This window comes from Tessaracoccus oleiagri, assembly GCF_900103275.1.
GTDB lineage: Bacteria > Actinomycetota > Actinomycetes > Propionibacteriales > Propionibacteriaceae > Arachnia > Arachnia oleiagri.
This window is the reverse complement of record NZ_FNGP01000001.1, coordinates 1-24,811: the sequence shown is the minus strand read 5'-3', so window position 1 is coordinate 24,811 and position 24,811 is coordinate 1. Positions and strand designations below refer to the sequence as shown.

Genomic DNA, 24,811 nt, shown 5'->3' with positions numbered 1-24,811 from the left:
GAAATGATTGGCTTCTGGCCGGACCAACATATTGAATGGGCTCCATGCGAATGTGGCGAAGCGTGCGTAGTGTCCTGTTGGCCGTCGTCCTGGGGTTCGTCGCCTTCGCGGCGCCGCAGCCGGCGTCGGCGTTGACGGCGGCCGATTTCATCGCGAAGACCCACCAGTGGGCCCAGGCGGAGGAGCGCACCTACGGCGTTCCCGCCTCGGTGTCGATCGCCCAGTCCATGCTCGAGTCTGGCATGGGAGAGTCCGAGCTAGCCAAGAACGCCAACGCTTGGTTCGGCATCAAGTGCAGCTCGACGGAGAGCCCGCACCAGAACGGGTGCTACTCGATCAGCACCTGGGAGGTCGACGCCAACGGCAACCGCTACACCACGACCGCCAAGTTCCGGAAGTACGACACCGCCGAGAAGTCGTTCATCGACCACGGCTACTTCCTCAGCCGGCTCTCCCGGTACGCCAAGGCGTTCGACTACACCGACAACCCGGACCGCTTCATCTTCGAAGTGCACATGGGGGGCTACGCGACCGACCCGCTGTACGCCAACAAGGTCATCAACCTGATGGCGCGCCACAACCTCTACCAGTACAACGTGACGCCGCCGGCGACCGGTCCAATGGAACTGGTGATCCGTCCAGCGACGAAGGCCAACGTCGGTGCCACGGCTGCGGTCACGGGTCTCCTCAGCCCCGGGGGTGCCGGACAGATCGTACGCACCGAGGCGATGACCCCATCGGGCTGGAGCCCCAGCCAGCAGGTGCAGGCCGGTCCGCGCGGCATCTTCTCCATCCCACTGACGTACGGCCAGGACACTGTCGGGCTGCATCGTTTCCGTGTGAAGTCCTCCACCATCGACACCACCTACACGTCACCGGAGTTCACCATCGAGCGGCTCGGCACGGTGAAGGCCAACGCGGTCGAGGACGTGTACGTCGGCGAGACGGCCCGGCTCCGGGGCACCGCCGCCGGCTACGCGGGCCGCACGGTGAAGGCGCAGGTCCTCGTCAGCGGCACTTGGCGCGACCACAGCAGCGTCGCCGTCGCCTCCGACGGCAGCTTCGACCTGGCGCTCACCTACGGCCAGTCGTCCGCGGGCACCACCACGTACCGGGCGACCCTCACCACCCCTTGGGGTACGACGCTCACGTCCAGCAACGTCACCTCGAAGCGCATCCAGCTGGTGAGCGTGGCCGCCTACTCCGCCGGCACCAAGGCGGTCGGCCACGACACCTACACGTGGGGCACGGCCACCGGCGCCCCGAACTCCGAGGTCTGGACCGAGGTGCGGATCGGTGAGAGCTGGTCGCGTTCGCAGACCGGCACCACCGACGGCAACGGCCGCTTCTCGCTGCCCCTGACGTACGGCAAGACCACCCCCGGGACGTACACCTGGCGGGTCGGCGTCCGCTCGTCGCTCGGGGTCTACCACTCGGACTCGTTCACCCTCACCCGCGTTCCCGAGCCGACGGTGACCGCCGCCTCCGCCGGGTCCAAGCCCGTCGGCCAGGACACCTACACGTGGGGCACCGCCACCGGCGCGCCCAACTCGCCGGTCTGGACCGAGGTCATGCTCTCCGGCGGCTGGTCGCGCTCGCAGGTGGGCACCACCGACGCCGAGGGCAGGTTCACGCTCGCGCTGACCTACGGCGCCCGCACCCCGGGCGAGTACCAGTGGCGGGTCGTCGTGGGCGGCTCCCTCGGCACCTTCCCCTCCGAGCCGTTCACGCTGGTCAGGACCGAGGCCCCGGTGACGGTGAGCGCCGCGTCGGCCGGCGTGAAGCCGGTGGGCCAGACCACCTACACGTGGGGCACGGCGTCCGGCGCACCCAATTCACAGGTTTGGACGGAGGTCCTGCTGGACTCCGGCTGGTCGCGCTCCCAGATCAGCACCACCGACGCCGACGGCCGCTTCACCATCCCTCTGACCTATGGCAGCAACCAGGTGGGCACCCACCGCTGGCGCGTCGCCGTCGCCACCGCCGACGGCACCTTCCGCTCCAACGAGTTCACGCTGCAGCGCGTCAGGGGCTGACCCGGCGCCGCCCGCTTACGTGGGTAGTGTCTCCGGCATGGACCATCCGACGACTCCGCTGCCGGAGGCTCGCCTGCTCGCCGGCCGCTACCGGCTGGCCGAGCAGATCGGGCGCGGCGGCATGTCGACCGTCTTCCGCGCCGTCGACGAACTGCTCGACCGCGAAGTGGCCGTGAAGATCCTCGACCCCGCCAGCCCGGTCAAGGACCCCGCGGCAGCGGAGCGATTCCGGCGTGAGGCCCGCGCGACGGCCTCGCTCAGCCACGACCACATCGTCACGGTGTTCGACACCGGGATCGACGAGGGCCACGCGTTCCTGGTGATGGAGCTGTTGCCGCACGGCACCCTGGCCGGCGAGTTGGCCCGTCGCGGACCCCTGCCGGTGGACGAGGTGCGGGAGATCGGCGCACAGGTCGCCTCGGCGCTGCAGGCGGCGCACGCCGCGGGATTGGTGCACAGGGACATCAAGCCGGGCAACATCGCCCGCGCCGACGACGGCCGCATCAAGGTCCTCGACTTCGGCATCACGCGTCTCCTCGACGAGGCCCACGACGAGGCCGGCCCCCTCACCTCCCCGGACAGCATCCTCGGGACCCCGCAGTACTTGTCGCCGGAACAGGCCCGTGGCGACGCCGGGGACGCCCGCAGCGACCTGTACGCGCTGGGCTGCGTCCTCTTCACTCTGCTCGTAGGGCACCCGCCGTACCAGGGCGACTCCAATCTCGCGACGCTCGCGATGCACACCTCCGCGCCGGTGCCCGACCTCGCCGCGCTGCGGCCCGACGCCCCCGCCCCGCTGGTGGCGCTCGTGACCGCACTGCTGTCCAAGGACCCGGAAGAGCGACCGGCGCCCGCCGGCCTCGTCGCGTCCCGCCTCGAGCGCCCCGCCTCGGACGCCCCGACGCAGGTCCTGGGGCCCGCGCCCAGAACCGACACGCCACCCACGGCCGTGATGGACGTGCCCGCCCCGGAAGGTCCGGGGCGGCGTCCGGCCGCGGCGTGGATCCTGGCTGCTGTGGCAGTGGCGGCCCTCGGTGTCGGCGCCTTCAGCCTGCTGTCCGACGACGACCCGGTGGCGGGGCCGGACCCCACGAGCGCACCCACGGTCGCCGCCCTGACCGAGGAGTCTCCCGCCGCCGGCAGTCCGACGGTGCCGCAGCCGCCGCCGGCTGAGCGGGAGGAGGAGCCCCCGGCCGAGTCGGCTTCGGAGGATGGCGACGCGTCGGATCCTGCGGTGGCCGCGGACGTCCTGTCGGACGCGGTCAAGGACGCCGCCAAGGCGGAACAGCTCTCCAAGGAGGACCGGCGGCGGATCGACGAGGGCCTGCGGGAGCTCCGGCGGGCGCTCAAGGACGACGACGAGCAGGGCGCCTCGGACGCGCTCTCCGCCATCGACCAGGCGCTCAGCGACTCGGGTCGGAAGGGCGACTTCGAGGAGCCCTTCGACGAGCTGAAGGACGCCGTCGACGACTGGAAGTCGGCCTTCGACTGACCCCACGCACCGAGGCCGGATCCGGTCGGCGGGTAGGGTTGTGGTCATGGATGAGCCCGTGCAGCCAACCGCCGGGGTTCGCACTCTGGCCAATCGATACCGCCTGATCGAGCAGATCGGGCGCGGGGGGATGGCCACCGTCTACCGCGCGGTGGACGAACTCCTCCAGCGCGAGGTCGCCGTCAAGATCCTCGACCTCACCACGCCGACCGGTGACCCGGCCGCCGAGGAACGGTTCCGCCTAGAGGCCCGGACGACGGCCGCGCTGCAGCACGACAACATCGTCACCGTCTTCGACACCGGCTTCGACGACGAGCACGCCTACCTCGTCATGGAGCTGCTCCCCGGACAGACCCTCGCCCAGGAGGTCAAGACCGGCGGCCCATTGCCCGTCGACGACGTGCGCGACATCGGCGCCCAAGTCGCCGCCGCGCTCGCGGCCGCGCACCAGCACGGCATCATCCACCGCGACATCAAGCCCGGCAACATCGCCCGCGCCGAGGACGGCCGCATCAAGGTCCTCGACTTCGGCATCACCCGCCTCGTCGACGAGGCGCAGGACACGATGAACCCCCTGACGACGCCGGAGACCGTCATCGGGACCGCCCACTACCTCTCGCCCGAGCAGGCTGCCGGCCGACCCGCCGACGAGCGCAGCGACCTGTACGCCCTGGGCTGCGTCCTGTTCACGCTCCTCGCAGGCCGCGCGCCCTACCACGGCGACAGCCCCGTCGTCACCGTGATGCAGCACGCCACCGCCCCCGTCCCCGACGTCCGCGACGCGCGGCCGGACGTCCCACCCGGGCTCGCCGCCATCATCGCGGCGCTGATGGCGAAGGACCCGGCGGAGCGACCGGCGTCCGCGGCGGTCGTCGCCTCGATGCTGTCGGGCGACGGCGACCCGGACGCAGCGACCGCGCTGCTGCCGCTCACCGCGTCGGCGGCACCACGTCGCGCCCAACAGACCGACTCCCGGTCAGGCGTCCTCTGGGTGCTCCTCGCGCTCGTGCTGCTGGCGGGCGGCGTAGGGGCCTACGCGGCGTTCATGGATGACGGCTCCACCCCCGTCGCCGCCGACGACAGTGTCGCCCCGACGGTGGACTCCACCGTCGAGTCGGCCTCGCCGAGCCCCACGACGTCGCCCGCGGAACCGATCGCCCAGACCCCGAGCCCCCGCGCCGAGCCGACGACGTCGGCACCCGCCACCACGCAGGCGCCGCCCCCGGACACTCGGCCGCCGGCGACGTCCCGTCCGCCAGCGACCACCAGCGCGCCCCCGGCCGAGCCGACCACCACCCAGGCGCCCCCGCCCGAGGAGACCACCCAGCAGCCGCCCACGGCGGTGACGCCCGACGCCGGGCCCGTCCACTCCGCCTCAGCGGCGCTCTCGAACGCGGTGCGGCAGGCGTTCCAGGCCGACACGATCAGCAACGACGACCGGAAGCAGGTCGACGCGGCGCTCCGCGATCTCGCGGCGGCGCTCCGGGCGCAGGACGGCGAGCAGGCCACGGCGGCGCTCTCCGCGGTGGGGCAGGCGATCGCCGACACCGGTCGCGGGGGCGACTTCGGCGCGCTGTACGGTGACCTGCAGGATGCCGTCGACCAGTGGAGGACGGCGCTGTACTGACCCGAGCCCCGAAGAGGACCCCCCAATGAACGACCGGATCCACCTGCGCAAGAACATGGCCGCCACCTCACGCGCGCAGTACGCCGTGACCGACACGATCATCGCCCGCGCGGAGGAATTGGGTGTCTCGCGCGCGGTGCTGGAACTCGCGTTCGTCCACGTCAGCCAACTGAACGGCTGCGCGTACTGCGTGAACGTCCACGTCGGACTCGGTGAGAAGGCCTACCGGACGGATGGCCTCGACGACGCCACGATCTCGCGGAAGTTCGCGCTCGCCCCCGGCTGGCGCGACGCGGGGGCCGCCTACACCGAGCTCGAGCAGGCGGCGCTCGAAGTCGCCGAGTACGTCACGCTCGTCGCCGAGCGGCGGATACCCGACGACGCGTACGAGCGCCTGCGCGAGCTGTTGGGCGACGACGTGCTGTCGCTGTTCCTGATGGGCTGCATCAACATGAACGTCTTCAACCGCATCCACCTGCTGTCGGGCACGCCGGTCGGCCAGCCCTGAGGCCGGCCATGGACCGGATCAGGCGACGGACTCGATCTTCGCCTTCAGGTCGTCGACGTCGCCCTTGCCGGAACCGACGGCCAGGCCGAGGATGAACGTCGCGACGGGTGCCATCGGGCGCTCGCCCTCGCGCGCCACGCGGGCGGCGAGCTCCAGCGCGATGTCCTCGTCGATCAGGTCGGGTTCGATGCCCACTGCCTGGCATGCGCGCTCGATGAAGGGGCGCCAACCACTACGGTCCTCGGTCATTGCAGTCTCCTCGTCGGTGTTCTCCGACCACCCTAACGTCCGCCTCTCCGGACCCGTCGATAGGCTTCGGTTATGACGCTTCCCGATGCCAACACCATGTCGACGATGGCCCGTTACGCCCGGCACCGGGCGCAGCTGTGGGGGCTCATGGGCACGCTGGTGGGGCCAGCCACCGACGACCTCGTGGCGCGCGCGACGGACGGCAGGTTGGGCCGGGAGGTCGCCGACGCGAGCCATTTCGTCGGCGACACGAACCCGTTCACCGACGTCATCCCCAGCCGCCGCGACGTGTTCGAGCGCCGGCGCAGCGTCGACGCCGATGCGGAGCGCGCCGCACTTCGGGAGGACCTCGCCGGGGCCCACGACCCAACGCTCGCCGGCGTCTTCGACGCGGCCGGGGACAGGTGCGCCGAGGAGGCCGCGGCGTGGGAGGACGGCGACGCGGAGGCGGCGAAGGCGGCACGCATGGCGCAGTTCGAGTCACTGCGAGGAGAGCTCGGGCGCCTCACCGACTGGTGCGTCGATCTCCACCGACGCGCCACGACCGAGCCCGCACGGATGGTGGCGCGCCTCGTCGCCGCGCACCTCTCGCTGGAGAGCGGCGTCGACGTGAAGTCGCGGCTGAAGGCCTGAGCCGGGTCAGTATTCCGCGAGCGCCTTGCCCTTGTTCTCGGGCAGGAACCAGGCCGCCACCATGGCGAGCAGGAACATGGCGCCGAAGACGGCGAACAGGACACCTAGGCCGGCGACGACGATGATGGGCACCAGGATCGGTGCCAGCATGGCGGCGACCCGGCCGAACGCCGTGGCCGCTCCGGCACCGGAGGCGCGGCCGGTCGTCGGGTAGACCTCGGGCGTGATGGCGTAGAGGGCGCCCCACGCGCCGAGGTTGAAGAAGCTCAGCAGGGAGCCGAAGAGCATCGCCACCCCGTACTGCCAGCTGTCCGAACCAGGCGCGATCGCCTCAGCGATGGCCGGGGCGAAGCCGAAGCAGACGGCGGAGAGCGCCGAGCCGCCGAGGAACGACACCAGGGTCGCCCGGCGCCCCCACACCTCGATGAGGATCGCGGCGACGAGGTAGCCCGGCAGCTGCGCGAGCGTCATCAGCAGGGTGAATTCGAAGCTCTTCACGAGGGTGAGCCCGCCCTCGTGGAGGAGGGTGGGGATCCAGATGAAGGCGCCGTAGTAGGAGAAGTTGACGCCGAACCAGGTGAGCCACAGCGCGATCGTCCGCCGGCGGAACCGCGGCCCGAACAGCTCGCCCATCGTCGTCTTCGCGGCCTTGGAGTGCTCGGTGTCCACGGGCTCGTCCGGCGGGGTGATCCCGGCCGTGCGCTCCAGCTCGGCGACGATGTTCTCCGCCTCCGCGTGGCGACCCTTGCTCTCGAGGAACCGCACCGACTCCGGCAGCCCCAGCCGGATCACGATCGACCACACCGCCGGGATCGCGCCGAGCGCGAGGGCCCAGCGCCAGCCGTTCTCGAGCGGCACCAGGAAGTAGCCGACGACGGCGGCCGCCAGCCAGCCGACCGCCCAGAACGACTCCAGTGCCACGACCACGCGACCGCGGATCCGTTTCGGCGCGAACTCGCTGACCAGCGTCGACGCGACGGGCAGCTCGCCGCCGAGCCCGAGGCCGACGATGAAGCGCAGCGCGATCAGCATCACCAGCCCGGTCGAGAGCGCCGAGAGCCCGGTGGCGACGCCGTAGACGAGCAGGGTGAGGGCGAACACCTGACGGCGGCCGATGCGGTCGGCGAGCAGGCCGCCCACCGAGGCGCCCACCGCCATGCCGATGAAGCCGACGGAGACCAGCGCGGACTGCTCCACCCGGCCCAGGTTCCACTCGCTGATGAGCGCGGCCATGATGAACGAGATGAGGCCGACGTCCATCGCGTCGAGCGCCCAACCGACGCCGGAGCCGAACAGCAGCTTGTTGTGCTTGCGGGTGTACGGAAGGCGGTCGAGGCGTTCGGTACGGGTCAGGGTTTTCTCCACGAAAGCCGATTCTAATTGCCGGGGACCCCGTCGCGCTGGGGTGACCAGCGCCGCACCCTCAGCGATGCTCCGCTGGAACGGCAGGATCTGGTCATGGTGGTGATCCTCGGGTGTTCTTTGAAGGTCAGGCCCGGGGAGTGCGCCGTTGGTCGGCGGCGTAGGCGTCGAGGATCTCCTTCGTGTCGTCGCCGCTCTCCACGAAGCCGTGGAGCGTCCGGGCCAGGTGCTCCACCGACTGCGTAAGGGCGGTGCCGGCGACCGACCTGTCCCCGCGGCAAGTTGCTGCCGCATCCCCGAGCGTCAGGACGTAGGGCAGTTGACGCGCGAGGGACATCGCGGGGTCATCCTCGCGGAAGTAGTAGCTCTCTGAATGCTGCGTGAGGTCCACCGTCGTCGTGTTGATCTCCCTCGCCAACTCCATGAGGACCTGGTCAGCGAAGTCCGCACCCTCTTCGTCCAGCCGCTCGGCATACCCGCTCTCGGCCAATGCGTTGAGGTGCAGCGCCAGGGCACGCCTGCGCGCGACCGGCGGGAACACCTGCGTGAACCAGGTCAAGGACACCGTCAATAGGGCGAAGCCGGTGAGCGCCTGGAGTGGCGCGAACGCCCGCAGCCACGGATCGGTGGGCACGACGTCGCCGAAACCGAGCGTCGCGAGGCTGACCAACGAGATGTAGAGGGCCTCGGCGGCCGGGAAGTACCGGGTCGGCTCGATGCCCGGGGAGTAGGAGAAGCCGTGGGGCACGTGGGGGAGATACACCAGGGCCCAACCCACGGCCTGCAACAGGACCCAGGCGATGACGGCAGAGACCATCCCCGCGGGTCCTGCCGCGGAGCCGAGGCGATGTCCCGACCGTCGGGACAGTCCCCAAAGCCAGGACATCAGTGCATTGCTCACTGCACCGCTGCCACGAGGGTGCAGGAGGCTGTGAAACATGTCGCGCAACCCGATCACGATCAGCGCAATCCCCGCGATCGTCCATACGACGGCCATCCCGGCCTCCTCCCGCGCGCCGGTGACGCGTCCCGGCCTCGCGCAACGTTACCGTCCGTCAGGCCTCGATCGCCGTGATCGGGGGAGCCGACCGCGGATCTTCGCCCACGGACGCGGGTCGGCGCTCGAAGACGTGCGAGGGATCGACGCGTGAACCGGAGGCGACGTCGGTCCGGCAGAATGTCCCCATGACCGTCCCCTCTGGAATCGTGACCTGCCTGCCCGCCGCCGACATCGACGACCTGGTCGGGGTGGTGGAAGTGCTGGTCCAGGAGCAGTTGCCGGTGTTCGCCGCCCCGGTGGATTCCCTGCGGGAGTTGGGGCAGGTGTTCGGACCCCGCGCGGTGTTCGGTGCCTGGCAGGTGGCCGACCGGGAGGGATTGGAGGCGGCCCACGGTGCCGGCGCCGAGTTCGTCCTCGCCGACGTCGTCGACAGGGAGCTGGCGTGGTACGCCGATAGTGAGGGACTCACCGTGTTCGGTTCGGCGACGACGCACCTCGAGGTGCGCGCCGTGCTGGAGCTCGGGCTGACCGGTGCACTGCTGTGGCCCGCGGACATCGTCGGGCACGTGATGGCCGGGCACCTCGCCCGCGTCGGGCTCGCGGAGCGGGTGATCCCCATGGGCGGCGTCGGGGCGTTCGCGGCCGGAGAGTGGATGAAGCACGGGTCCCCGGCGGCGTGCGTCGACGCGACCCTGCTGGGCGATGCGGTGGACGGTGGCGACCTCGGCCAGCTGCGCGACCGCTGCGCGTCGTTCAGGAAGGCGGCCCAGCGGGCGGTGGAGCACCGGGGATCAGTAGCCGCGGCGTCCTCGTGAGCCGACCAGCGCGTCGTCGTCCTCGAAAAATTCGAACTCCGCGTCCGGATCCGGCCCGCCAGGCACGTTGATGCGGCGCAGCGCGCTCAGCCCCACCATCGACGCGATGATCGTCACCGTGGCGCCGACGACGAACACGGCGCCGACCACCCAGCCTGTCATCAGGGACGGATCTTCGCTTTCGGCCTCTACGGTGGGGGCGCTGGTCACCTCGGTGATGATGCTCTCCGCGGTGGCCACCTCCGAGGCGGCGGGTGACGGTTCGGGGCTGGGCGACGGGCTCGGCGTCGGGCTTGCGGTCTCGAGGACGCGGACTGCGAGCTTCACCGACGCCTTCGCAGACGGGAAGCCCTCCGCGCCGGGGAACCGCACCGTGAGTTCCATGGGCTCCCGCTGCGCCGAGGGCACCGCGTAGTAGGTGGTGAAGCGGCCGTCGGCCCCCGTGAGGGTGAAGGAGTCGGGCACCTCGCCGCCCGGGTCGAGCACGTCGATGCCGGCGCCGACGAGTGGCTGGCCGTCGCCCGTGAGCAGCAGCCCACTGAGCGTCACGACAGAGCCGTTGCGCGGGGCGGTGTCGTCGGCCTCCGCGGTGAGCGTGGGGGGCGCCACCGGCTTCGGGGAGGGCGCGGGGGCCGGGGCAGGAGCGGGCGCGCCGGAGGGTTGTTGCGGCGCCGGTTCGGGTGCCGACGCGGGAGGTGGGTTGCCGGTGGTTGCCCCGGAGCCGAGGGCCAATGTGACGCTCGCCTGGGCGGGGGAGTCGGGGCCGTCGCCGGCGAACCTGACCCACAACTGGCGGTTGCCGCTGCGCAGGTCCGACGGGATCGCGAACTCCATGGCGAACTGGCCGTTGCCGCGCGTGACGGCATCGGCGACCGGCCGGTCGTCGATGAATGCGGTCACCGGAGCCTGCTTGATAGCGCGACCCTGCTCATCACCGAGCGCGCCGGCAACCGTGACCACCATGTCACGAGTCAGCTCGACGCGAATCTCCAACTGCGTCTGGCCTGCCGAGGCATGACCCGCGAACAGTGCGAGGCAGGCGACGGCGATGCTGAGCGCCCAGCCCAAGCTGCGCGCGTATCGAGGCTTCGTGATGTCGGAACTCCCTTTCGTGACCGACCTCGTGAGGCTCCCCACCGAAAAACTACAGAGGCACTGTACCCCGTGGCGTCGATTTGATTTGGGATTCCCGATCCTTAATACTTACTGAAAGTTTCTCAGGATAGGAGCCCGCGTGAACCCACGACGCGCTATCGAAGAGGTCGAGAGCATCGACCGGCCGGCAATGGCGTCGGTACACTCGCCTAGGCGGACGCGTGTGCTGCTCGCCTTGTCCGCCGTGCTGGTGGTGGCGGCCCTCGTGGCGTCGTTCATCACCGCGCCCATGATCGACCGTGCCCAGGACCGCACCGACCCGACCATGACCGTCCCCTCCGAGCACGTGCAGGCGGCGCGGGAGGATTCGGCGAGCCGGGCGGACCTGCGCCCCGCGCTGCGCCCGCTGTCCGAGGCTTCCGTTTCGCCGAGCCCCTCGCCGACGCCCAGCGCGTCCCCGTCGCCGAGTGCCTCCCCGAGTGCCACGCCGTCGCCGACCCCGTCCCCTGAACCCTCGCCGACCTCGGCCGCCCCGTCGCCGAAGCCCGTCGAGACGCCGCCCCTCGGTGAGGTCGTGGGGGAGATGTGGACCACGAACCCGGTGAACGTGCGTACGGGCCCCGGCACGACGTTCGGCGTCGTCACCTCGCTGGCTGCCGGCCGCGGGGTGACCGTCACGAACGTCGTCGTTGACGACCGCTGGCAGCAGGCCCGCATCGGCGAGCGAGTCGGGTTCATCTCCAACAAGTACCTGGACGACGAGGAGCCCGCTCCCGAGCCGAGGCGCGAATCCGCTGAGACTTCTCAGGCTTCTCAGGAATCGCGCGAGTCCGACGCCTCCGGCGTGTCGACGGAGTCCTGCGCGGCGGCCGCGAGCGTCGAGTCGGGACTCACCGACCGCACCGTGAACGCGCTGCGCGCCATCTGCAACGAGTTCCCGAACATCAGCAGCTACGGCGGCTACCGGTCCGGCGGCGGCTCCTACCACTCATCCGGCCAGGCCATCGACGCCATGATCTCCGGCGAGGCCGGCTGGGAGGTGGCGCGCTGGGTGCGCGACAACGCCTCGCGCCTGGGCGTCATCGAGGTGATCTACGCGCAGAAGATCTGGACCGCGCAACGCGCCTCCGAGGGCTGGCGCTCCATGTCGGACCGCGGGTCGGCGAGCGCCAACCACTACGACCACGTGCACGTCTCGGTGGGCTGACCCCCTCCACCGATTCCGCCCCGGGGGCGTTCGCGACCAGCGGACGCCCCCGGCGGCATCGCAGGCCTAGGCTTGGGCTCATGACGAAGCCAGTTGATGCCACCTCCACCGCCGCCTGGACCGCGCTGGCCCAGCTCAAGCAGGACCTCCGGCCCGATCTCCGTGCATGGTTCGACGAGGACGTGAGCCGCGCCGCGGACCTGACGTTCGACGTCGCCGACCTCCGCGTGGACCTCTCCAAGAACCTGGTCACCCGTGAGGTGATCGCCGCGCTGCTGCGCCTCGCCGAAGAGGTGAAGCTGCCCGAGCGTCGCGACGCCATGTTCTCCGGTCAGCACATCAACGTCACCGAGGACCGCGCCGTGCTGCACACCGCGCTCCGCCTGCCACGCGACGCGAAGCTCGAGGTCGACGGCCAGGACGTCGTCGCCGACGTCCACGAGGTCCTCGACCGGATGGGCGCCTTCGTGGACAAGGTCCGCTCGGGCGAGTGGGTCGGGGTGACCGGCAAGCGCATCGAGACCGTCGTCAACATCGGTATCGGCGGTTCCGACCTCGGCCCGGTCATGGTCTACGAGGCCCTGATCCCGTACAAGCAGGACGGCCTCACCGCGCGGTTCGTCTCCAACATCGACCCCTCCGACGTCTACGAGAAGACCGCGGACCTCGACCCCGAGACGACGCTGTTCATCGTCGCGTCCAAGACCTTCACCACGCTGGAGACCCTCACCAACGCCCGCCTCGCGCGGACCTGGCTGCTGGACGGGCTAGTGGCACGGGGCGCCGTAGCGGATGACGACGAGGCGCGGCAGGCAGCGGTCGCCAAGCACTTCGTCGCCGTCTCCACCGCGCTGGACAAGGTCGCCGACTTCGGCATCGACCCCGCCAACGCGTTCGGCTTCTGGGACTGGGTGGGCGGTCGGTACTCCGTCGACTCGGCCGTCGGCCTCTCCGTCGCCATCGCGATCGGGATGGACGGGTTCCGCGACTTCCTCGCCGGCTTCCACGCCGTCGACGAGCACTTCCGCACCACCGCGTCCGAACGCAACGTGCCGCTGCTGATGGGCCTGCTCAACGTCTGGTACGTCAACTTCTTCGACGCCCACTCGCACGCGGTGCTGCCGTACGCCCAGTACCTCCACCGCTTCCCGGCCTACCTGCAGCAGCTCACGATGGAGTCCAACGGCAAGTCGGTGCGCTGGGACGGCACGCCGGTCACCACCGACACCGGCGAGATCTTCTGGGGCGAGCCGGGCACGAACGGCCAGCACGCGTTCTACCAGCTGATCCACCAGGGCACCCGCGTGATCCCGGCCGACTTCATCGCCGTGGCCAACCCCGCCCGCCCGCTGAAGGACGGCGACGAGGACGTCCACGCGCTGTTCCTCGCCAACTTCTTCGCGCAGACCGCCGCGCTGGCCTTCGGCAAGACCGAGGAGGAGGTGCGGGCCGAGGGGACGGCCGAGGACATCGTCCCTGCCCGCGTCTTCGCCGGCAACAAGCCGACGACGTCGATCCTCGCGCCCGCACTCACCCCGTCCGTCGTGGGGCAGCTGATTGCGCTCTACGAGCACATCACGTTCGTGCAGGGCGTGGTCTGGGGCATCGACTCGTTCGACCAGTGGGGCGTCGAGCTCGGCAAGAAGCTGGCCTTGGAGATCGCGCCGGCCGTGAACGGCGACGAAGAGGCGCTGGCGAAGCAGGACCCCTCCACGCAGATGCTCCTGAAGTGGTACCTGGGGCAGCGTGCCTGACCGGATCCGGAGAATCGTCGGGCTGGCGCTCGCCGGCTTGGCGCTGCCCGTGATGCTGGCCGCCATCCACGTGGTGGTCGCGTCCTGGGAGCGGGTGTACGACCTCGGCGAGGTGCCCGCGCACCCCACGGCCATGGTGCTGGGGGCGCGTGTGCACCCGTCGGGACCGTCGGCGTTCGTCGCCGCCAGGCTGGACCTCGCCGTCGCGCTGTACGAGCGGGGCGAGATCGAGACGATCATCGTCACCGGCGACGGGAGCCCGGCGTCATACGACCAGCCTCGGGTCATGCGGGAGTACCTCGTGGAGCACGGCGTGCCGGACGACGCCGTCGTCGAGGATCCGGGCGGCCTGGACACCTACGACTCCTGCGTACGCGCCCGGGACGTCTACGGCGCCGACGCCGTCACCGTCCTGTCGCAGGACTACCACGTGCGGCGGGCGGTCACCATCTGCCGCACGGTCGGTGTGGACGCGGTGGCCGTGGGGGACACGACCATGCGCTACCGCTACCCGCTGAACTGGGTGGCCGGCTCGGTGCGCGAGCTGTTCGCCAACCTCAAGATGGAGTGGGACCTCTTCACGCAGCGCGTACCCCCGTACGACGGGGAGTGAGTTTGCATCGGTGAGACTTCGGCGGCTACTGTTGTCCTAACGGTTGAAAGTTAAACTACTTAGGAGTCAGCCCGCATGGCCATCAAGCTCATCGTCACCAGCACCCGCCCCCGTCGCAACGGGGTCGACATCGCCGCGGCCGTCGCGCCGCTCATCGCGCAGGGCGCCGGCTGCGACGTCGAGATCGTCGACCTCCGCGAGGTCGCGCTGCCGTTCCTCGACGAGCCCGAGATGCCCGCGATGGGCAAGTACACCGAGCCCAGCACCCAGGCCTGGTCCGAGGTTGTGAAGCCGGCCGACGCCGTCGTCTTCCTGACGCCCGAGTACAACGGCGGCTACACCGCCGCGGCGAAGAACGCGATCGACACCCTGTTCCACGAGTGGGACGGCAAGGTTGCCGCCGTCGTCGGCTACGGCTGGGGCGGCGCAGGTCGCGCCGTGCCGCAGCTCGAGACGATCATGGGCAACGTCAAGATGAACGTCCTCGAGGGCCCGGTCCTCATGTCCTTCGGTGAGCACATGACCGACGAGGGCCTGAGCGTCGAGCCGATGGTCGCCGGCTACGGGGCCGAGCTCACGGCGCTCGGCAAGCGCATCAACCAGGCGATCGAGCTGCGTCCGGAGATGCAGGCCGCCTGATCGCGGAAGCCCCCGCTAACGACACCAGCGTTCGCACTGAGTACCTGCGCTGCAAGGCAGGTACACGGTGCGAACGCTGGTCGCATTTCAGGGGGCGGTCACCAGATGGACTCGCTGCGCCCCATCCCGTAGTAGTTCCAGCCGGCGTCGCGCCACCGCTTCGGGTCCAGCACGTTGCGCCCGTCGATGATGTTCGGGGTCCCCACCTTGCCGATGAGGACCGCTGGGTCGAGCTCGACGAACTCCTTCCAAGGGGTCAGGATCATCACGAGGTCGGCGCCGGCGACCGCCTCGTCCACCGTCTCCGGCACGGTCAGGTCCGGCCTGCGCTCGCGCAGCTCGGGCCCCGCGGCGGGGTCGACGACGGCGAGCTCGGCACCGCGCGCCCACAGCCGGGTGGCGATGTCGAGCGCGGGGGAGTCGCGCAGGTCGTCGGTGTCGGGCTTGAAGGTGATGCCCAGGACGGCGATCTTCTTGCCCACCAACCGGTCCTTGAGGGCGTTCTCGGCGAGCTCGACGGCGAGGTCGCGGCGGCGCAGGTTGATGGTGTCCACCTCGCGCAGGAACGTGAGCGCCTGGTCCACGCCTAGTTCGCCGGCGCGCGCCATGAAGGCGCGGATGTCCTTCGGGAGGCAGCCGCCGCCGAACCCGATCCCTGCCTGCAGGAACTTCGGCCCGATGCGGTCGTCGTAGCCGATCGCCTCGGCGAGCCGGGTGACGTCACCGCCCGTGGCGTCGCAGAGTTCGGCCATCGCGTTGATGAACGAGATCTTCGTGGCGAGGAACGAGTTCGCAGCCACCTTCACGAGCTCCGCGGTCGGGTAGTTGGAGACGACGAGCGGCGTCCCCTCCGCGAGGGGTGTGGCATAGCACTCGTCGAGCATGGCCTTCGCGGTCTCGCCGCGTTCCCGGTCCTCGGGCAGGCCGTAGACGATCCGGTCGGGGTGCAGCGTGTCCTTCACGGCGTAGCCCTCGCGCAGGAACTCCGGGTTCCAGGCGAGGATGAGGTCCTTGCCGGAGCCGTCGAGCCGCCCGGCGAGCCGCTGGGCGGTGCCGACGGGGACGGTGGACTTCCCCGAGACGAGGACGGGCCCGTCCGTGGTCACGGCGTGCTCGATGATCGTCTCGATCGCGGAGTCGACGTAGCGCATGTCGGCGCCCAGGTGGCCCTGGCGCTGCGGGGTGCCGACCCCAATGAAGTGGATCTGTGCGTCCGCGATCTCCCTGGCGTCGGTGGTGAAGCGGAGCCGGCCGGAGCCGACGTGCTTCTCCAGCAGTTGCGGCAGCCCGGCCTCGTGGAAGGGTGCGATCCCTCGCGCCAGCTTCTCGATCTTGGCCTCGTCGACGTCCAGCCCCACGACGTCGTGGCCCAGTTCGGCCATGCAGGCGGCGTGCACGGCGCCGAGGTAGCCACATCCGATCACAGATACTCGCATGGGGGTAAACATATCGAGCCCCGGGTGAGAGTTGCGCGAGACGCGGATGAGGGCGGTCTCATCTGGCGACGGCCGCGGTGCGCGGGCCTTGGCGCAAAGATGGAAGAATGGAGCCCATGCAATCCTTGCCCGCTGCTCTCGACGCGCGCCTCCGTGCCCTCACCGGCATCGACCCGGAGATGCGCCCCGCCACCAAGCCCCAGTTCGGCCACTTCCAGTCGAATGTGGCGCTGCGCCTGGCGAAGGAGGCGGGCAAGCCGCCGCGCGAGGTGGCGGCGGACATCGTCGCGCGGCTCGACGTGGACGACATCTGCGAGCCGCTCGAGATCGCCGGTCCCGGCTTCATCAACTTCCGCATCAAGCCGGAGGTGCTCGCCGACGCGGCCACCGCGGTCCTCGAGGATCCGCACAGCGGGCTGGTCGTCACGGAGTACCCGCAGCGGATCGTCATCGACTACTCGGCGCCCAACGTCGCCAAGCAGATGCACGTAGGGCACCTCCGCACGACGATCATCGGCGACTGCTTCAACCGCGTCCTCTCGGCCCTTGGCCACACCGTCATCCCGCAGAACCACATCGGCGACTGGGGCACGCAGTTCGGCATGCTGATCGAGCAGGTCCTCTTCGAGGGCATCGACGCGGGCACGCTCACCCTCGACGAGGCCGACGCCCTCTACAAGCGGGCCGCGGCCCACTTCCGCGAGGACGAGGAGTTCGCGGCCAAGGCGCGGGCGCGCGTCAGCCGGTTCCAGGGCGGCGACGAGGAGTCGCTGCGGATCTGGCAGCAGCTCGTCGACATCTCGAAGCCGGCGTTCAACGAGGCCTACCGGCGCCTCAACGTGCTCCTCACCGATGAGGACCTCGCCGGCGAGTCGACCTACAACGACGACCTGCCGGTCCTCGTGAAGGAGCTCGAGGACTCCGGCGTCGCGGTCGTCGACGACGGTGCGCTGTGCGTGTTCGTCGACGGCTTCGAGGCGCCGCTCATCGTGCGGAAGTCCGACGGCGGCTACGGCTACGCGACGACGGACCTCGCCGCCATCCGCCGCCGCGTCGGCGAGCTCGACGCCGACCGCCTCATCTACGTCACCGACGCCCGCCAGGCCGGTCACTTCGCGCAGGTCTTCGCCGCGGCACGCAAGGCCGGGTTCCTGCCCGACCACGTGGTGGCCGAGCATGTCGGCTACGGCATGGTGCTGGGCCAGGACGGGAAGCCGTTCAAGACGCGCGACGGATCGGCCGCGACGCTCACGTCGCTGCTCGACGCGGCGGAGGAGCAGGCGGCGCCGAACATCGCGCTGGCGGCCATCAAGTACGCCGACCTCTCCAGCGGCCTGCAGAAGGACTACGTCTTCAACGCCGAGCGCATGGTGCAGACCACCGGCGACACCGGCCCCTACCTGCAGTACGCCCACGCCCGCGTGAACCAGATCCTCCGCAGGGCCGACGCCGAGGGCATCGGCTACGGCGCGGTGCTGGTGCTGGAGGAGCCGGCCGAGCAGCAGCTCGCGCTCCTGCTCACGCGCTTCGGCGAGGTGGTCGACGACGTGGCGCAGAACCTGCAGCCGCACAAGCTGTGCAACTACCTGTACGAGCTCGCCGGGGCGTTCTCGACCTTCTACGAGGCCTGCCCGGTCATGAAGTCCGAGGGCGACGTTCGCGCCTCCCGGCTCGCCCTCATCGCGGCCACGAAGAACGTGATCGCGAAGGGCCTCTACCTGCTCGGGATCGACGCGCCAGAGCGCATGTAGGTCAGTGCGCCTCGGGGTGCAGGAGCGCGTCCTGCGCCGCGAGCGCGGCACCGATGATGCCGGCCTTGTTGCGCAGCTGCGCGGGCACCATCGGGGTGCGCAGGTCCAGCAGCGGGCCGAACTTGTCCCAGTCGGACGAGACGCCGCCGCCCACGACGAACAGGTCCGGGGAGAACAGCATCTCGAGGTGCGAGTAGTAGCGCTGCAGTCGCTCGGACCACTTCTTGTAGCTGAGGCCCTCGCGGTCCTTCACCGACGAGGCGGCGCGCGTCTCGGCGTCGTGGCCGTCGATCTCGAGGTGGCCGAGTTCGGTGTTGGGGATCAGCACGCCGCGGTAGACGATGGCGGAGCCGATGCCGGTGCCGAGGGTCGTGACGAGCACCAGGCCGGGGTGGTCGTTGGCTGCGCCGAACTTCACCTCGGCGAGGCCGGCGGCGTCCGCGTCGTTGACCAAGGTGGCATTGCGGCCGAGGATCTCGGTGAAGAGCGCGTCCGCGTTGATGCCCACCCAGTCCTGGTGCAGGTTGGCCATGAAGGTGATGGTCCCGTGGACGACGGGCCCGGGGATCGCGATGCCGACGTTGGCGTCACCGGCGACCGGCGCGAAGTGGTCGATGATCGTCTTGACCACGGCGGCGACGTTCTCGGGCGTCGACTTCGCAGGCGTCGGGATGCGGAGGCGGTCGGCGATGAGTGTGCCGGTGGTGAGGTCGACGGGGGCGCCCTTGATGCCCGACCCGCCGATGTCGATCCCGAGGAAGATGGTCATGGGGAAAACACTAGCGTGCAGCGGGCGGGACGGTTGGTGGGGCCCAGGTGGGATCGACGGGGGCCGGCTCGGCGGCGAACGGCTCGGCCGAGCGGTCACGTCGGGCGGCCGCGGAGCGGGCGAGTTGCTCCTCGAAGAGGCGACGCGCTTCCACGGTGTCGAGGTGGTACGCCTGCACCCTCACCGGCCCGTCAATGGTGTGGGCGTCGACGCGGCCCAGCCGGAGCCAGCGCTGCAGCGGTCCCTGCGCGAGGCCGAGGCCCTGCACCCGCGCATGGGGGACAATCGCGATCGAGTGGTCGAGGAGGCGATGCCGGGTGGCGAGCACGTCGTCGCTGACGGCGTACTCGTGGCGGGCGAACCAGGAGAGCCTTCGCCCGCGCGGTGACTGGGGCTGCCAGACGAGGGCGGCGGGGTCCACCTGCGGCCACACCAGCGACAGCACGTAGCGGGCCTCGTCCCACTTGCCGAAGGGGACGAGCACGTCGATGTTGTCGGATTCCTCGCCGAGGGCGTTGTTGCCGAGGACGGTGAGCCGCACGGTGTACAGGCCGGCCCAGCGCATGAGCAGCGACTGCTCGAGCTTCACCGCCTGCACGCGGTCGGGGCGCAGGGTCATCTGCACCCGGGTGAGCGCGCCACGCTGGATGTGCAGGCCCTGCGGGACGCGCGTGACGGTGAAGTCCCAGTTTGTGAGGAGGCTCTTCGGCACCTGCCAGAAGATGCCGAGCAGCGCGAGGATCGCGAACACCGGCAGCGACCGGGTCATCACCACCACCAGCACGAGGATGCCGACACCGACGCCGATGCCGAAGAGGCCGAGCTTCAGGAAGCTGCCCAGGAGGATGTGCGCGGGGGCCGCCCGGTATGCCAGGAGTCGCTGGGGCGGCGGGGCGCCGTTGGCTCCCATGGGGACCGCCCCGGGTGCCGGAGCCGTGGCGGACATGGACTGGTCCATCCGCTCGAGCAGGTAGTCGCGCAGGGACTCGGCGCGCTCGTTGGCGAGGAAGCGCAGCGTCTGGGGCCCCTGGCCGCCGACGTCGATCCGCACCTCCGCAAGCCCGAGGATCCGGGCGGCGAGCGGCCGGTGGAGGTCCACCGACTGCACCTTCGTGAAGTCGATGCGCGTGGTCGTCGACGAGAGCAGGCGCCGCTCGATGCGGAACTCGTGGTCGACGATGAAGGTGGTGGTACGCCACTGGATGAGGCCGACGACGAACCCCACCACGGCGATGGCGGCCAGGCCGGCGAACACGAACCAGCCGACGCCGCCCATGTCGTCGGCCGACACGTTGCCCTCGATCACCTCACGGCCGCCGAAGAAGACGACGGCGACGACGGCGAGCCAGGCGTTGGCCAGGCCGGTCAGGGGGCTGGGGCGTTCCACCCTGCGCAGCTCGCGCGCGGGCGTGGTGGGCGGCGGGAAGGCCGCGAGTGCGTCGTCGGTCACTGTCAGATCCCGGCCTGGAGGTGCTTGCCCCGGTTGATGAAGCGGTCGCGGACCGCTTCTGCGTCGGCGCGGTCGAGGCCCGGGATCGCGACGGCGCCCGTCGACGAGGCGGTCACCATCTGGACGGTGGCGAGGCCGAAGAGGCGGTCGATGGGTCCGGCCTGGACCTCGACGAGCTGCATGCGGCCGTAGGGGACGCAAGTGAGCTGCCGGAAGAGCAGGCCGTGGGTGATGTAGACGTCCTCGTCGCGCTCGGCGTAGCCCCAGCGGCGGAAGGCGAAGGGCGCACGGATGGCGCGCCACGCCAGCCACAGCAGGGAGATGACGGCGGCGGCGACGAGGAGCGGGCTGCGCCACTCCCAGCCCGTCGGCAGCGTGAACCAGAGCGCCGCCATGAGGATGGCGATGAGGATCGGCCACCAGATGAAGATGCTGATCAGCTTCACGGTGAGGTACTTCGGGCTGAGCCGCTCCCACCGCTCGACCGGGGGTTCGAACAGCGAATCGACGGTGGCGGGCGCGGTTTCCGACATGCCCGCAGTGTACTGAGGCGACCCGAGGGTGGCCACGCCGCTCAGCGGGAGGCGGCGGCCAGGGCCTCGAGGATGTGGATGAACGGCTCCTTCGTGACGCCTCGGAGCGCCACCTCGCAGGAGCGCGACGTGGAGACGTAGGCGTCGAAGTCGCGTTCCGCGATCTCGGTGACGGCCATCCGGGTGGCCGCGCGTGGCAGCTCGGGGTGCAGCAGGCCGGTGTCGCCGTAGGCGCCGCAGCACGACCAGGCGGCGGGGGAGACGACCTCGTCGGCGATGGCGGCGGCGATCGCGTAAAGGGCGTCCTCGTCGCCGAGGCGCTTGGTGGAGCAGGTGGGATAGACGAGGATCGACCCGAGCCGCCGGCGGATGTCGAGCTCGGGAAGGATCTTCTCGGCGACGAACTGCACCACGTCGACGGTGTCGAGGCGGAGGTCGTCCCAGGTGGCGATCATCTCGCGCATGCTGGAGGCGCACGCGGACGAGTCGATGACGAGCTGGGTGCCGGCCGAGGGGGCGAGTGCCTTCTTCACCTTGGCGGACATGGTGTCGTAGCCGTCGGTGAGACCGCGGGTGCGCCAGGGGATGCCGCAGCAGAGCGTCGAGGCGTTGAGGAGGGTGACGGGCACGCCGGCGCGGGTGCAGAGCTCGTTGAAGGCGGCGAAGACGCCCTGGCCCTCGGAGCCCAGGAGGGTCTGCTGGCAGCCCGGGAAGTAGGCGGCGACCGGGTTCTTCGCGGCCCGCTCGCGACGGGGACGCCGGCTGAGCCCCGAACCCCGGGGGAGGTCGTCGGAGTAGCCCCAGACCTGGTCGCTGCCGAGGCGGTCGCGCCCGAGGTTGGTGACGAACTTCGCGACGGGCCTGAACTGCTTGGCCGCGGTCATCGCCGTCGACCCGAGGCGCGTGGCGGCGCCCCAGTTGCGCGCGGCGCGGTCCCACACGCGCTTCTCGCGGTCCGTTGCGGACAGCTGCCGCTGCTGTCGGACGAGTTCCCCGGTGTCAATGCCGAGGGGACAGGCGAGGCCGCACATTCCCGCGGTCGAGCAGGTGTCGACGGCGGCGTACTGGTAGTTCTCGTAGACGGTGTCGAGGAGGGTCTCGTCGTCCTTGCGGACTGCGAGCTCGCGGCGGAGGACGATGCGGTTTCGCGGCGAGAGGGTGAGGTCGCTCGATGGACAGACGTTCTCGCAGAGGCCGCACTCGACGCACTTGTCGACCGCCGCCTCCACCGTCGGCATCAGCTTGAGGTTGGTGACGTGGGCGTTGGGATCCTCGTTGAAGAGGACGCCGGGGGAGAGGATCCCGGCCGGGTCGAAGAGGTGCTTGATCTCGCGCATCACGTCAAACAGTTCCGGACCGTACTGGCGCTGCAGGAACGGGGCCATGACCCGACCCGTGCCGTGCTGGGCCTTGAGGATGCCGCCCTGGTCGAGGATCAGCCGGACGAACGACTGGGTGAACTTCCGGAACCGGCGGAGCCCCTCCTCGGACTCGAAGCTCTCCGTCAGCATGAAGTGGAGCGTGCAGTCGGTGAGGTGGCCGGTGATGGCGGAGCGCTCGTACTTGTAGCGGTCGAAGAGGGCGTTGAGCTTGTGGATGGTGTCGACGACCTTGTCGCGCGGGATGCTGAAGTCCTCCATGAGGAGCGTCGTGCCGGGGGCGCGCTCCATCGACATGCGCGTGAAGATGCCGTGGTGGATGCGCCACTGCTGGTCGAGGCCGACCTCGGGGGAGACGGGGTGGACCTCCGGGAAGGTGGCGAGCAGTGGGGCCGCGATGGCTTCGCGGTCCTCGAGTTCCTCCGGGGTCTCGGCGCGGATCTCGAGCAGGAGGGCGGTCTGGTCGGCCAGGTCCAGGGCCGCGAGTGCCGGGTGGGCGTTGGGGATCTCCTGCATCACGCGGATCGCGTCCACGTCGAAGAGCTCGATGACCTCGAAGCCCTGCGCCGCCAACTCGGCCGAAGCGGCGACCGCGTCCTCGAGGCGAGGGAAGACAGCGAGTCGGGCGCTGCGGTGCGCGCGCAGCGGGACGGTGCGCATCGTGACCTCGGCGATGAACGCGAGGGTGCCCTCGCTGCCCACCATGAGCTGGCGCACGATGTCGGAGGGTCGGGAGAAATCGGTGAGGGCGCGCAGGTGGTAGCCCATCGCGTTGCGCATCGACCAGAGGCGGGTGATCTCGTCGAGGGATTCGACCTCGTCCCGGAGTCGGCGACGGAGGATCGCGAGGCCGCCGGCCAGGGTCGGCTCCTCCCAGGTGAGGGTGACGTCCGCGTCGGGGTCAGCCGTATCGACGACGCGGCCGCTCGGCAGCACGATCACCAGGGAGTCGAGGGTGTGGAACGGGTTGACCGCGATGCCACCGGCCTTGCCCGTCGCGTTCGTGGCGACGACGCCGCCGATGGTGGCGGTCTGGGCGCTCGCGGGGTCGGGCCCGAGGCGGCGGCCGTACTTTCGCAGCTTCGCGTTGATTTGCGCGACGCTCGCGCCCGCGCCCGCGCGGACCCGCATCCCGTCGTCCAGCACCTCGACGTGACGGAAGCGGCGCCGGACGTCGACCAGCATGTCGTCCGTCACCGCCTGACCGCTCAGACTCGTGCCGCCACCGCGGAGCGTCAGGTGGCGACGATTCGCCGTCGCCTCCCGGAACAGGGCACGGATGTCCGCCGTGCTGGACGCGACGATGACCTCGCGCGGGATCTGGAGGAAGCGTGAAGCGTCGTGGGAGAGCGCAAGGCGCGTCAACGCGTCCGCACTCCGCTGCATCCCACCGGTCACGTGGCGAAGCCTACCTTGGTCGCGACGGGGTGGTCGTGGGAGGCGCGAGGTGGATGGGTCGGGCCCAGGGCGCGGGTGTGGTGAGCAGTTCGCGAGAGTGCTGCTAGCATTACGGATCGAAGTTCACTTCACGCGGGCGTAGCTCAATGGTAGAGCGCCAGCTTCCCAAGCTGGACACGCGGGTTCGATTCCCGTCGCCCGCTCCAAGCAAGGCAAAGGCCTCCGACCAAGCACTGGTCGGAGGCCTTCGTCTTTCTCCTACTCGGCCGAGACCTCAATCTCTGTGTCGGGATCGAGCCCCCTCAGCGAGTAGTGCCCGATGTGTAGCGTCACGCAATCCGGCTGCATCACGACGAGAGACAGGCCCCCGTTGGCGGTTCTGCCCTCGTGCTGCCTCACGAATACATACTTGCCGACGTCGCTGTGGTTGAGCTCACTCACCTTCTTGGTGATCAACGGTCCTCCTCAACTGTGTCTGAGCTCGCATCATGGCAGACAAGGTGCCCCGCCCACAGGCGTTTTCACGTTTCAATGACATCGTTTGCCACGCTCAGATGATCTGGCACCGCTGGGATCGCCGATCCAGAGATACGCGACCTCGAACCCAAGGAAGGACTGGATGACTACAGCAACATCGGCGCGATCGCCACATCGGGGCGCTGTGGAACGGAAGCAAAATGCTTGGGCTGTTCAACGAGGCGAGATCGAGGGATGCAAGCCAAGGAACAGCCTTGTCGCGGTCTACAGCCACGTGGCGCCTTAGAGAAGCGGCGCGACGCTACCACAACTCACGAACACGCAGACTGGCTTACCCAGAGACGACCTCTATGCTGCAGCGTTGGTGAGGGTGTGTTGGGCGATGGCCCAGGCGATGAGTTCGGGCTGGAGCGGTTGGTCCGTGGTGGGATCGCTGGGCGGCGGATCCTCCCAGGGATCCGGCTCATGTTCGATGCTCCATGGCGAGGGCCGCGGTGGTGGGGTGCCGATTCTGGTGGTGCCGGTGGCGGTGACGAGGTATTCGTAGCCGGCGGGGGAGCGCCAGTGGAACACGCCGGGTTCGGGTTG

Annotated in this window: 22 protein-coding genes and 1 tRNA gene; 12 read left to right on the top strand and 11 right to left on the bottom strand. The window is 70.0% G+C overall.

The window, feature by feature from the left end; genetic code table 11:
• The first annotated feature begins 62 nt into the window (after window positions 1-62).
• The 4 genes from BLR46_RS00115 to BLR46_RS00100 are packed head-to-tail and all read left to right on the top strand — an operon-like array spanning window position 63 to window position 5,663.
• Window positions 63-2,036 (top strand): glucosaminidase domain-containing protein, encoded by a 1,974-nt coding sequence (locus BLR46_RS00115; RefSeq protein WP_176761590.1) that lies wholly within the window; start codon window positions 63-65, stop codon window positions 2,034-2,036.
• Between the two features lie 37 nt (window positions 2,037-2,073).
• Window positions 2,074-3,528, top strand: coding sequence for a serine/threonine-protein kinase (locus tag BLR46_RS00110; protein WP_176761589.1), 1,455 nt, complete (start codon window positions 2,074-2,076; stop codon window positions 3,526-3,528).
• 46 nt (window positions 3,529-3,574) lie between these two features.
• Window positions 3,575-5,155, top strand: coding sequence for a serine/threonine-protein kinase (locus BLR46_RS00105; protein ID WP_093247742.1), 1,581 nt, complete (start codon window positions 3,575-3,577; stop codon window positions 5,153-5,155).
• 25 nt (window positions 5,156-5,180) lie between these two features.
• Complete coding sequence (locus BLR46_RS00100) at window positions 5,181-5,663, top strand: carboxymuconolactone decarboxylase family protein (protein WP_176761588.1); 483 nt, start codon at window positions 5,181-5,183, stop codon at window positions 5,661-5,663.
• An 18-nt stretch (window positions 5,664-5,681) separates the two neighbouring features.
• On the opposite strand, the gene BLR46_RS00095 is transcribed toward BLR46_RS00100, so the two are convergent.
• Window positions 5,682-5,912, bottom strand: coding sequence for a DUF6457 domain-containing protein (locus BLR46_RS00095; RefSeq protein ID WP_093247736.1), 231 nt, complete (start codon window positions 5,910-5,912; stop codon window positions 5,682-5,684).
• Window positions 5,913-5,984: 72 nt separating this feature from the next.
• On the opposite strand from BLR46_RS00095, the gene BLR46_RS00090 reads away from it, so the two are divergent.
• The gene (locus BLR46_RS00090) at window positions 5,985-6,545 is read left to right on the top strand and encodes a hypothetical protein (RefSeq protein ID WP_093247734.1); all 561 of its coding nucleotides are present in this window, start codon (window positions 5,985-5,987) and stop codon (window positions 6,543-6,545) included.
• A gap of 6 nt (window positions 6,546-6,551) precedes the next feature.
• Here BLR46_RS00090 and BLR46_RS00085 read toward each other — a convergent pair whose 3' ends face one another.
• On the bottom strand, window positions 6,552-7,910 hold the full coding sequence (locus BLR46_RS00085; protein ID WP_245701410.1) for an MFS transporter: 1,359 nt from the start codon (window positions 7,908-7,910) through the stop codon (window positions 6,552-6,554).
• Window positions 7,911-8,034: 124 nt separating this feature from the next.
• Complete coding sequence (locus tag BLR46_RS15330) at window positions 8,035-8,724, bottom strand: potassium channel family protein (protein ID WP_245701408.1); 690 nt, start codon at window positions 8,722-8,724, stop codon at window positions 8,035-8,037.
• Window positions 8,725-9,092: 368 nt separating this feature from the next.
• Between BLR46_RS15330 and BLR46_RS00075 the strand changes: the two genes are divergently transcribed.
• Window positions 9,093-9,722, top strand: coding sequence for a beta/alpha barrel domain-containing protein (locus BLR46_RS00075; RefSeq protein ID WP_093247730.1), 630 nt, complete (start codon window positions 9,093-9,095; stop codon window positions 9,720-9,722).
• Here BLR46_RS00075 and BLR46_RS00070 read toward each other — a convergent pair.
• Window positions 9,699-10,622: a hypothetical protein gene (locus BLR46_RS00070; RefSeq protein ID WP_143008143.1), complete on the bottom strand. Its 924-nt coding sequence runs from the start codon at window positions 10,620-10,622 to the stop codon at window positions 9,699-9,701. The two genes, BLR46_RS00075 and BLR46_RS00070, sit on opposite strands and share 24 nt — an antisense overlap.
• 418 nt (window positions 10,623-11,040) lie before the next feature.
• On the opposite strand from BLR46_RS00070, the gene BLR46_RS00065 reads away from it, so the two are divergent.
• The 4 genes from BLR46_RS00065 (at window position 11,041) to BLR46_RS00050 (ending at window position 15,030) form a co-directional block, all read left to right on the top strand.
• Complete coding sequence (locus tag BLR46_RS00065; RefSeq protein WP_093247722.1) at window positions 11,041-12,024, top strand: VldE C-terminal domain-containing protein; 984 nt, start codon at window positions 11,041-11,043, stop codon at window positions 12,022-12,024.
• Window positions 12,025-12,104: 80 nt separating this feature from the next.
• Window positions 12,105-13,778: a glucose-6-phosphate isomerase gene (gene pgi, locus BLR46_RS00060; protein WP_093247718.1), complete on the top strand. Its 1,674-nt coding sequence runs from the start codon at window positions 12,105-12,107 to the stop codon at window positions 13,776-13,778.
• Window positions 13,771-14,391 carry a SanA/YdcF family protein gene (locus tag BLR46_RS00055; protein ID WP_093247715.1) on the top strand — a complete coding sequence of 207 codons (621 nt, stop codon included), beginning with the start codon at window positions 13,771-13,773 and terminating at the stop codon, window positions 14,389-14,391. The genes pgi and BLR46_RS00055 overlap by 8 nt, the downstream gene beginning before the upstream one ends.
• A gap of 75 nt (window positions 14,392-14,466) precedes the next feature.
• A complete protein-coding gene (locus BLR46_RS00050; RefSeq protein WP_093247711.1) occupies window positions 14,467-15,030 on the top strand; it encodes an NADPH-dependent FMN reductase in 564 nt (187 codons plus the stop codon).
• 98 nt (window positions 15,031-15,128) lie between these two features.
• On the opposite strand, the gene BLR46_RS00045 is transcribed toward BLR46_RS00050, so the two are convergent.
• On the bottom strand, window positions 15,129-16,466 hold the full coding sequence (locus BLR46_RS00045) for a UDP-glucose dehydrogenase family protein (RefSeq protein ID WP_093247706.1): 1,338 nt from the start codon (window positions 16,464-16,466) through the stop codon (window positions 15,129-15,131).
• 116 nt (window positions 16,467-16,582) lie between these two features.
• Between BLR46_RS00045 and argS the strand changes: the two genes are divergently transcribed.
• Complete coding sequence (gene argS, locus BLR46_RS00040) at window positions 16,583-18,217, top strand: arginine--tRNA ligase (protein ID WP_093249445.1); 1,635 nt, start codon at window positions 16,583-16,585, stop codon at window positions 18,215-18,217.
• Between the two features lies 1 nt (window position 18,218).
• On the opposite strand, the gene ppgK is transcribed toward argS, so the two are convergent.
• From ppgK to BLR46_RS00020, 4 genes are read right to left on the bottom strand one after another with little or no spacing between them, the layout of a single operon-like run.
• A complete protein-coding gene (gene ppgK, locus BLR46_RS00035) occupies window positions 18,219-18,986 on the bottom strand; it encodes a polyphosphate--glucose phosphotransferase (protein WP_093247704.1) in 768 nt (255 codons plus the stop codon).
• Window positions 18,987-18,996: 10 nt separating this feature from the next.
• Entirely contained in the window at window positions 18,997-20,436 is a 1,440-nt protein-coding gene (locus BLR46_RS00030; protein WP_093247702.1) for a PH domain-containing protein, read from the bottom strand.
• A 2-nt stretch (window positions 20,437-20,438) separates the two neighbouring features.
• Window positions 20,439-20,969 carry a PH domain-containing protein gene (locus BLR46_RS00025; protein ID WP_093247700.1) on the bottom strand — a complete coding sequence of 177 codons (531 nt, stop codon included), beginning with the start codon at window positions 20,967-20,969 and terminating at the stop codon, window positions 20,439-20,441.
• Window positions 20,970-21,010: 41 nt separating this feature from the next.
• The gene (locus BLR46_RS00020) at window positions 21,011-23,746 is read right to left on the bottom strand and encodes an FAD-binding and (Fe-S)-binding domain-containing protein (RefSeq protein ID WP_143008142.1); all 2,736 of its coding nucleotides are present in this window, start codon (window positions 23,744-23,746) and stop codon (window positions 21,011-21,013) included.
• A gap of 132 nt (window positions 23,747-23,878) precedes the next feature.
• On the opposite strand from BLR46_RS00020, the gene BLR46_RS00015 reads away from it, so the two are divergent.
• Window positions 23,879-23,952: transfer RNA gene (locus BLR46_RS00015), tRNA-Gly, on the top strand.
• A gap of 52 nt (window positions 23,953-24,004) precedes the next feature.
• Here the strand turns inward: BLR46_RS00015 and BLR46_RS00010 are convergent.
• Both BLR46_RS00010 and BLR46_RS14955 read right to left on the bottom strand, forming a co-directional pair.
• Window positions 24,005-24,202: a hypothetical protein gene (locus tag BLR46_RS00010; RefSeq protein WP_093247695.1), complete on the bottom strand. Its 198-nt coding sequence runs from the start codon at window positions 24,200-24,202 to the stop codon at window positions 24,005-24,007.
• Between the two features lie 369 nt (window positions 24,203-24,571).
• A partial coding sequence (locus tag BLR46_RS14955; RefSeq protein ID WP_218118264.1) for a hypothetical protein occupies window positions 24,572-24,811 on the bottom strand: 240 nt, incomplete at its 5' end.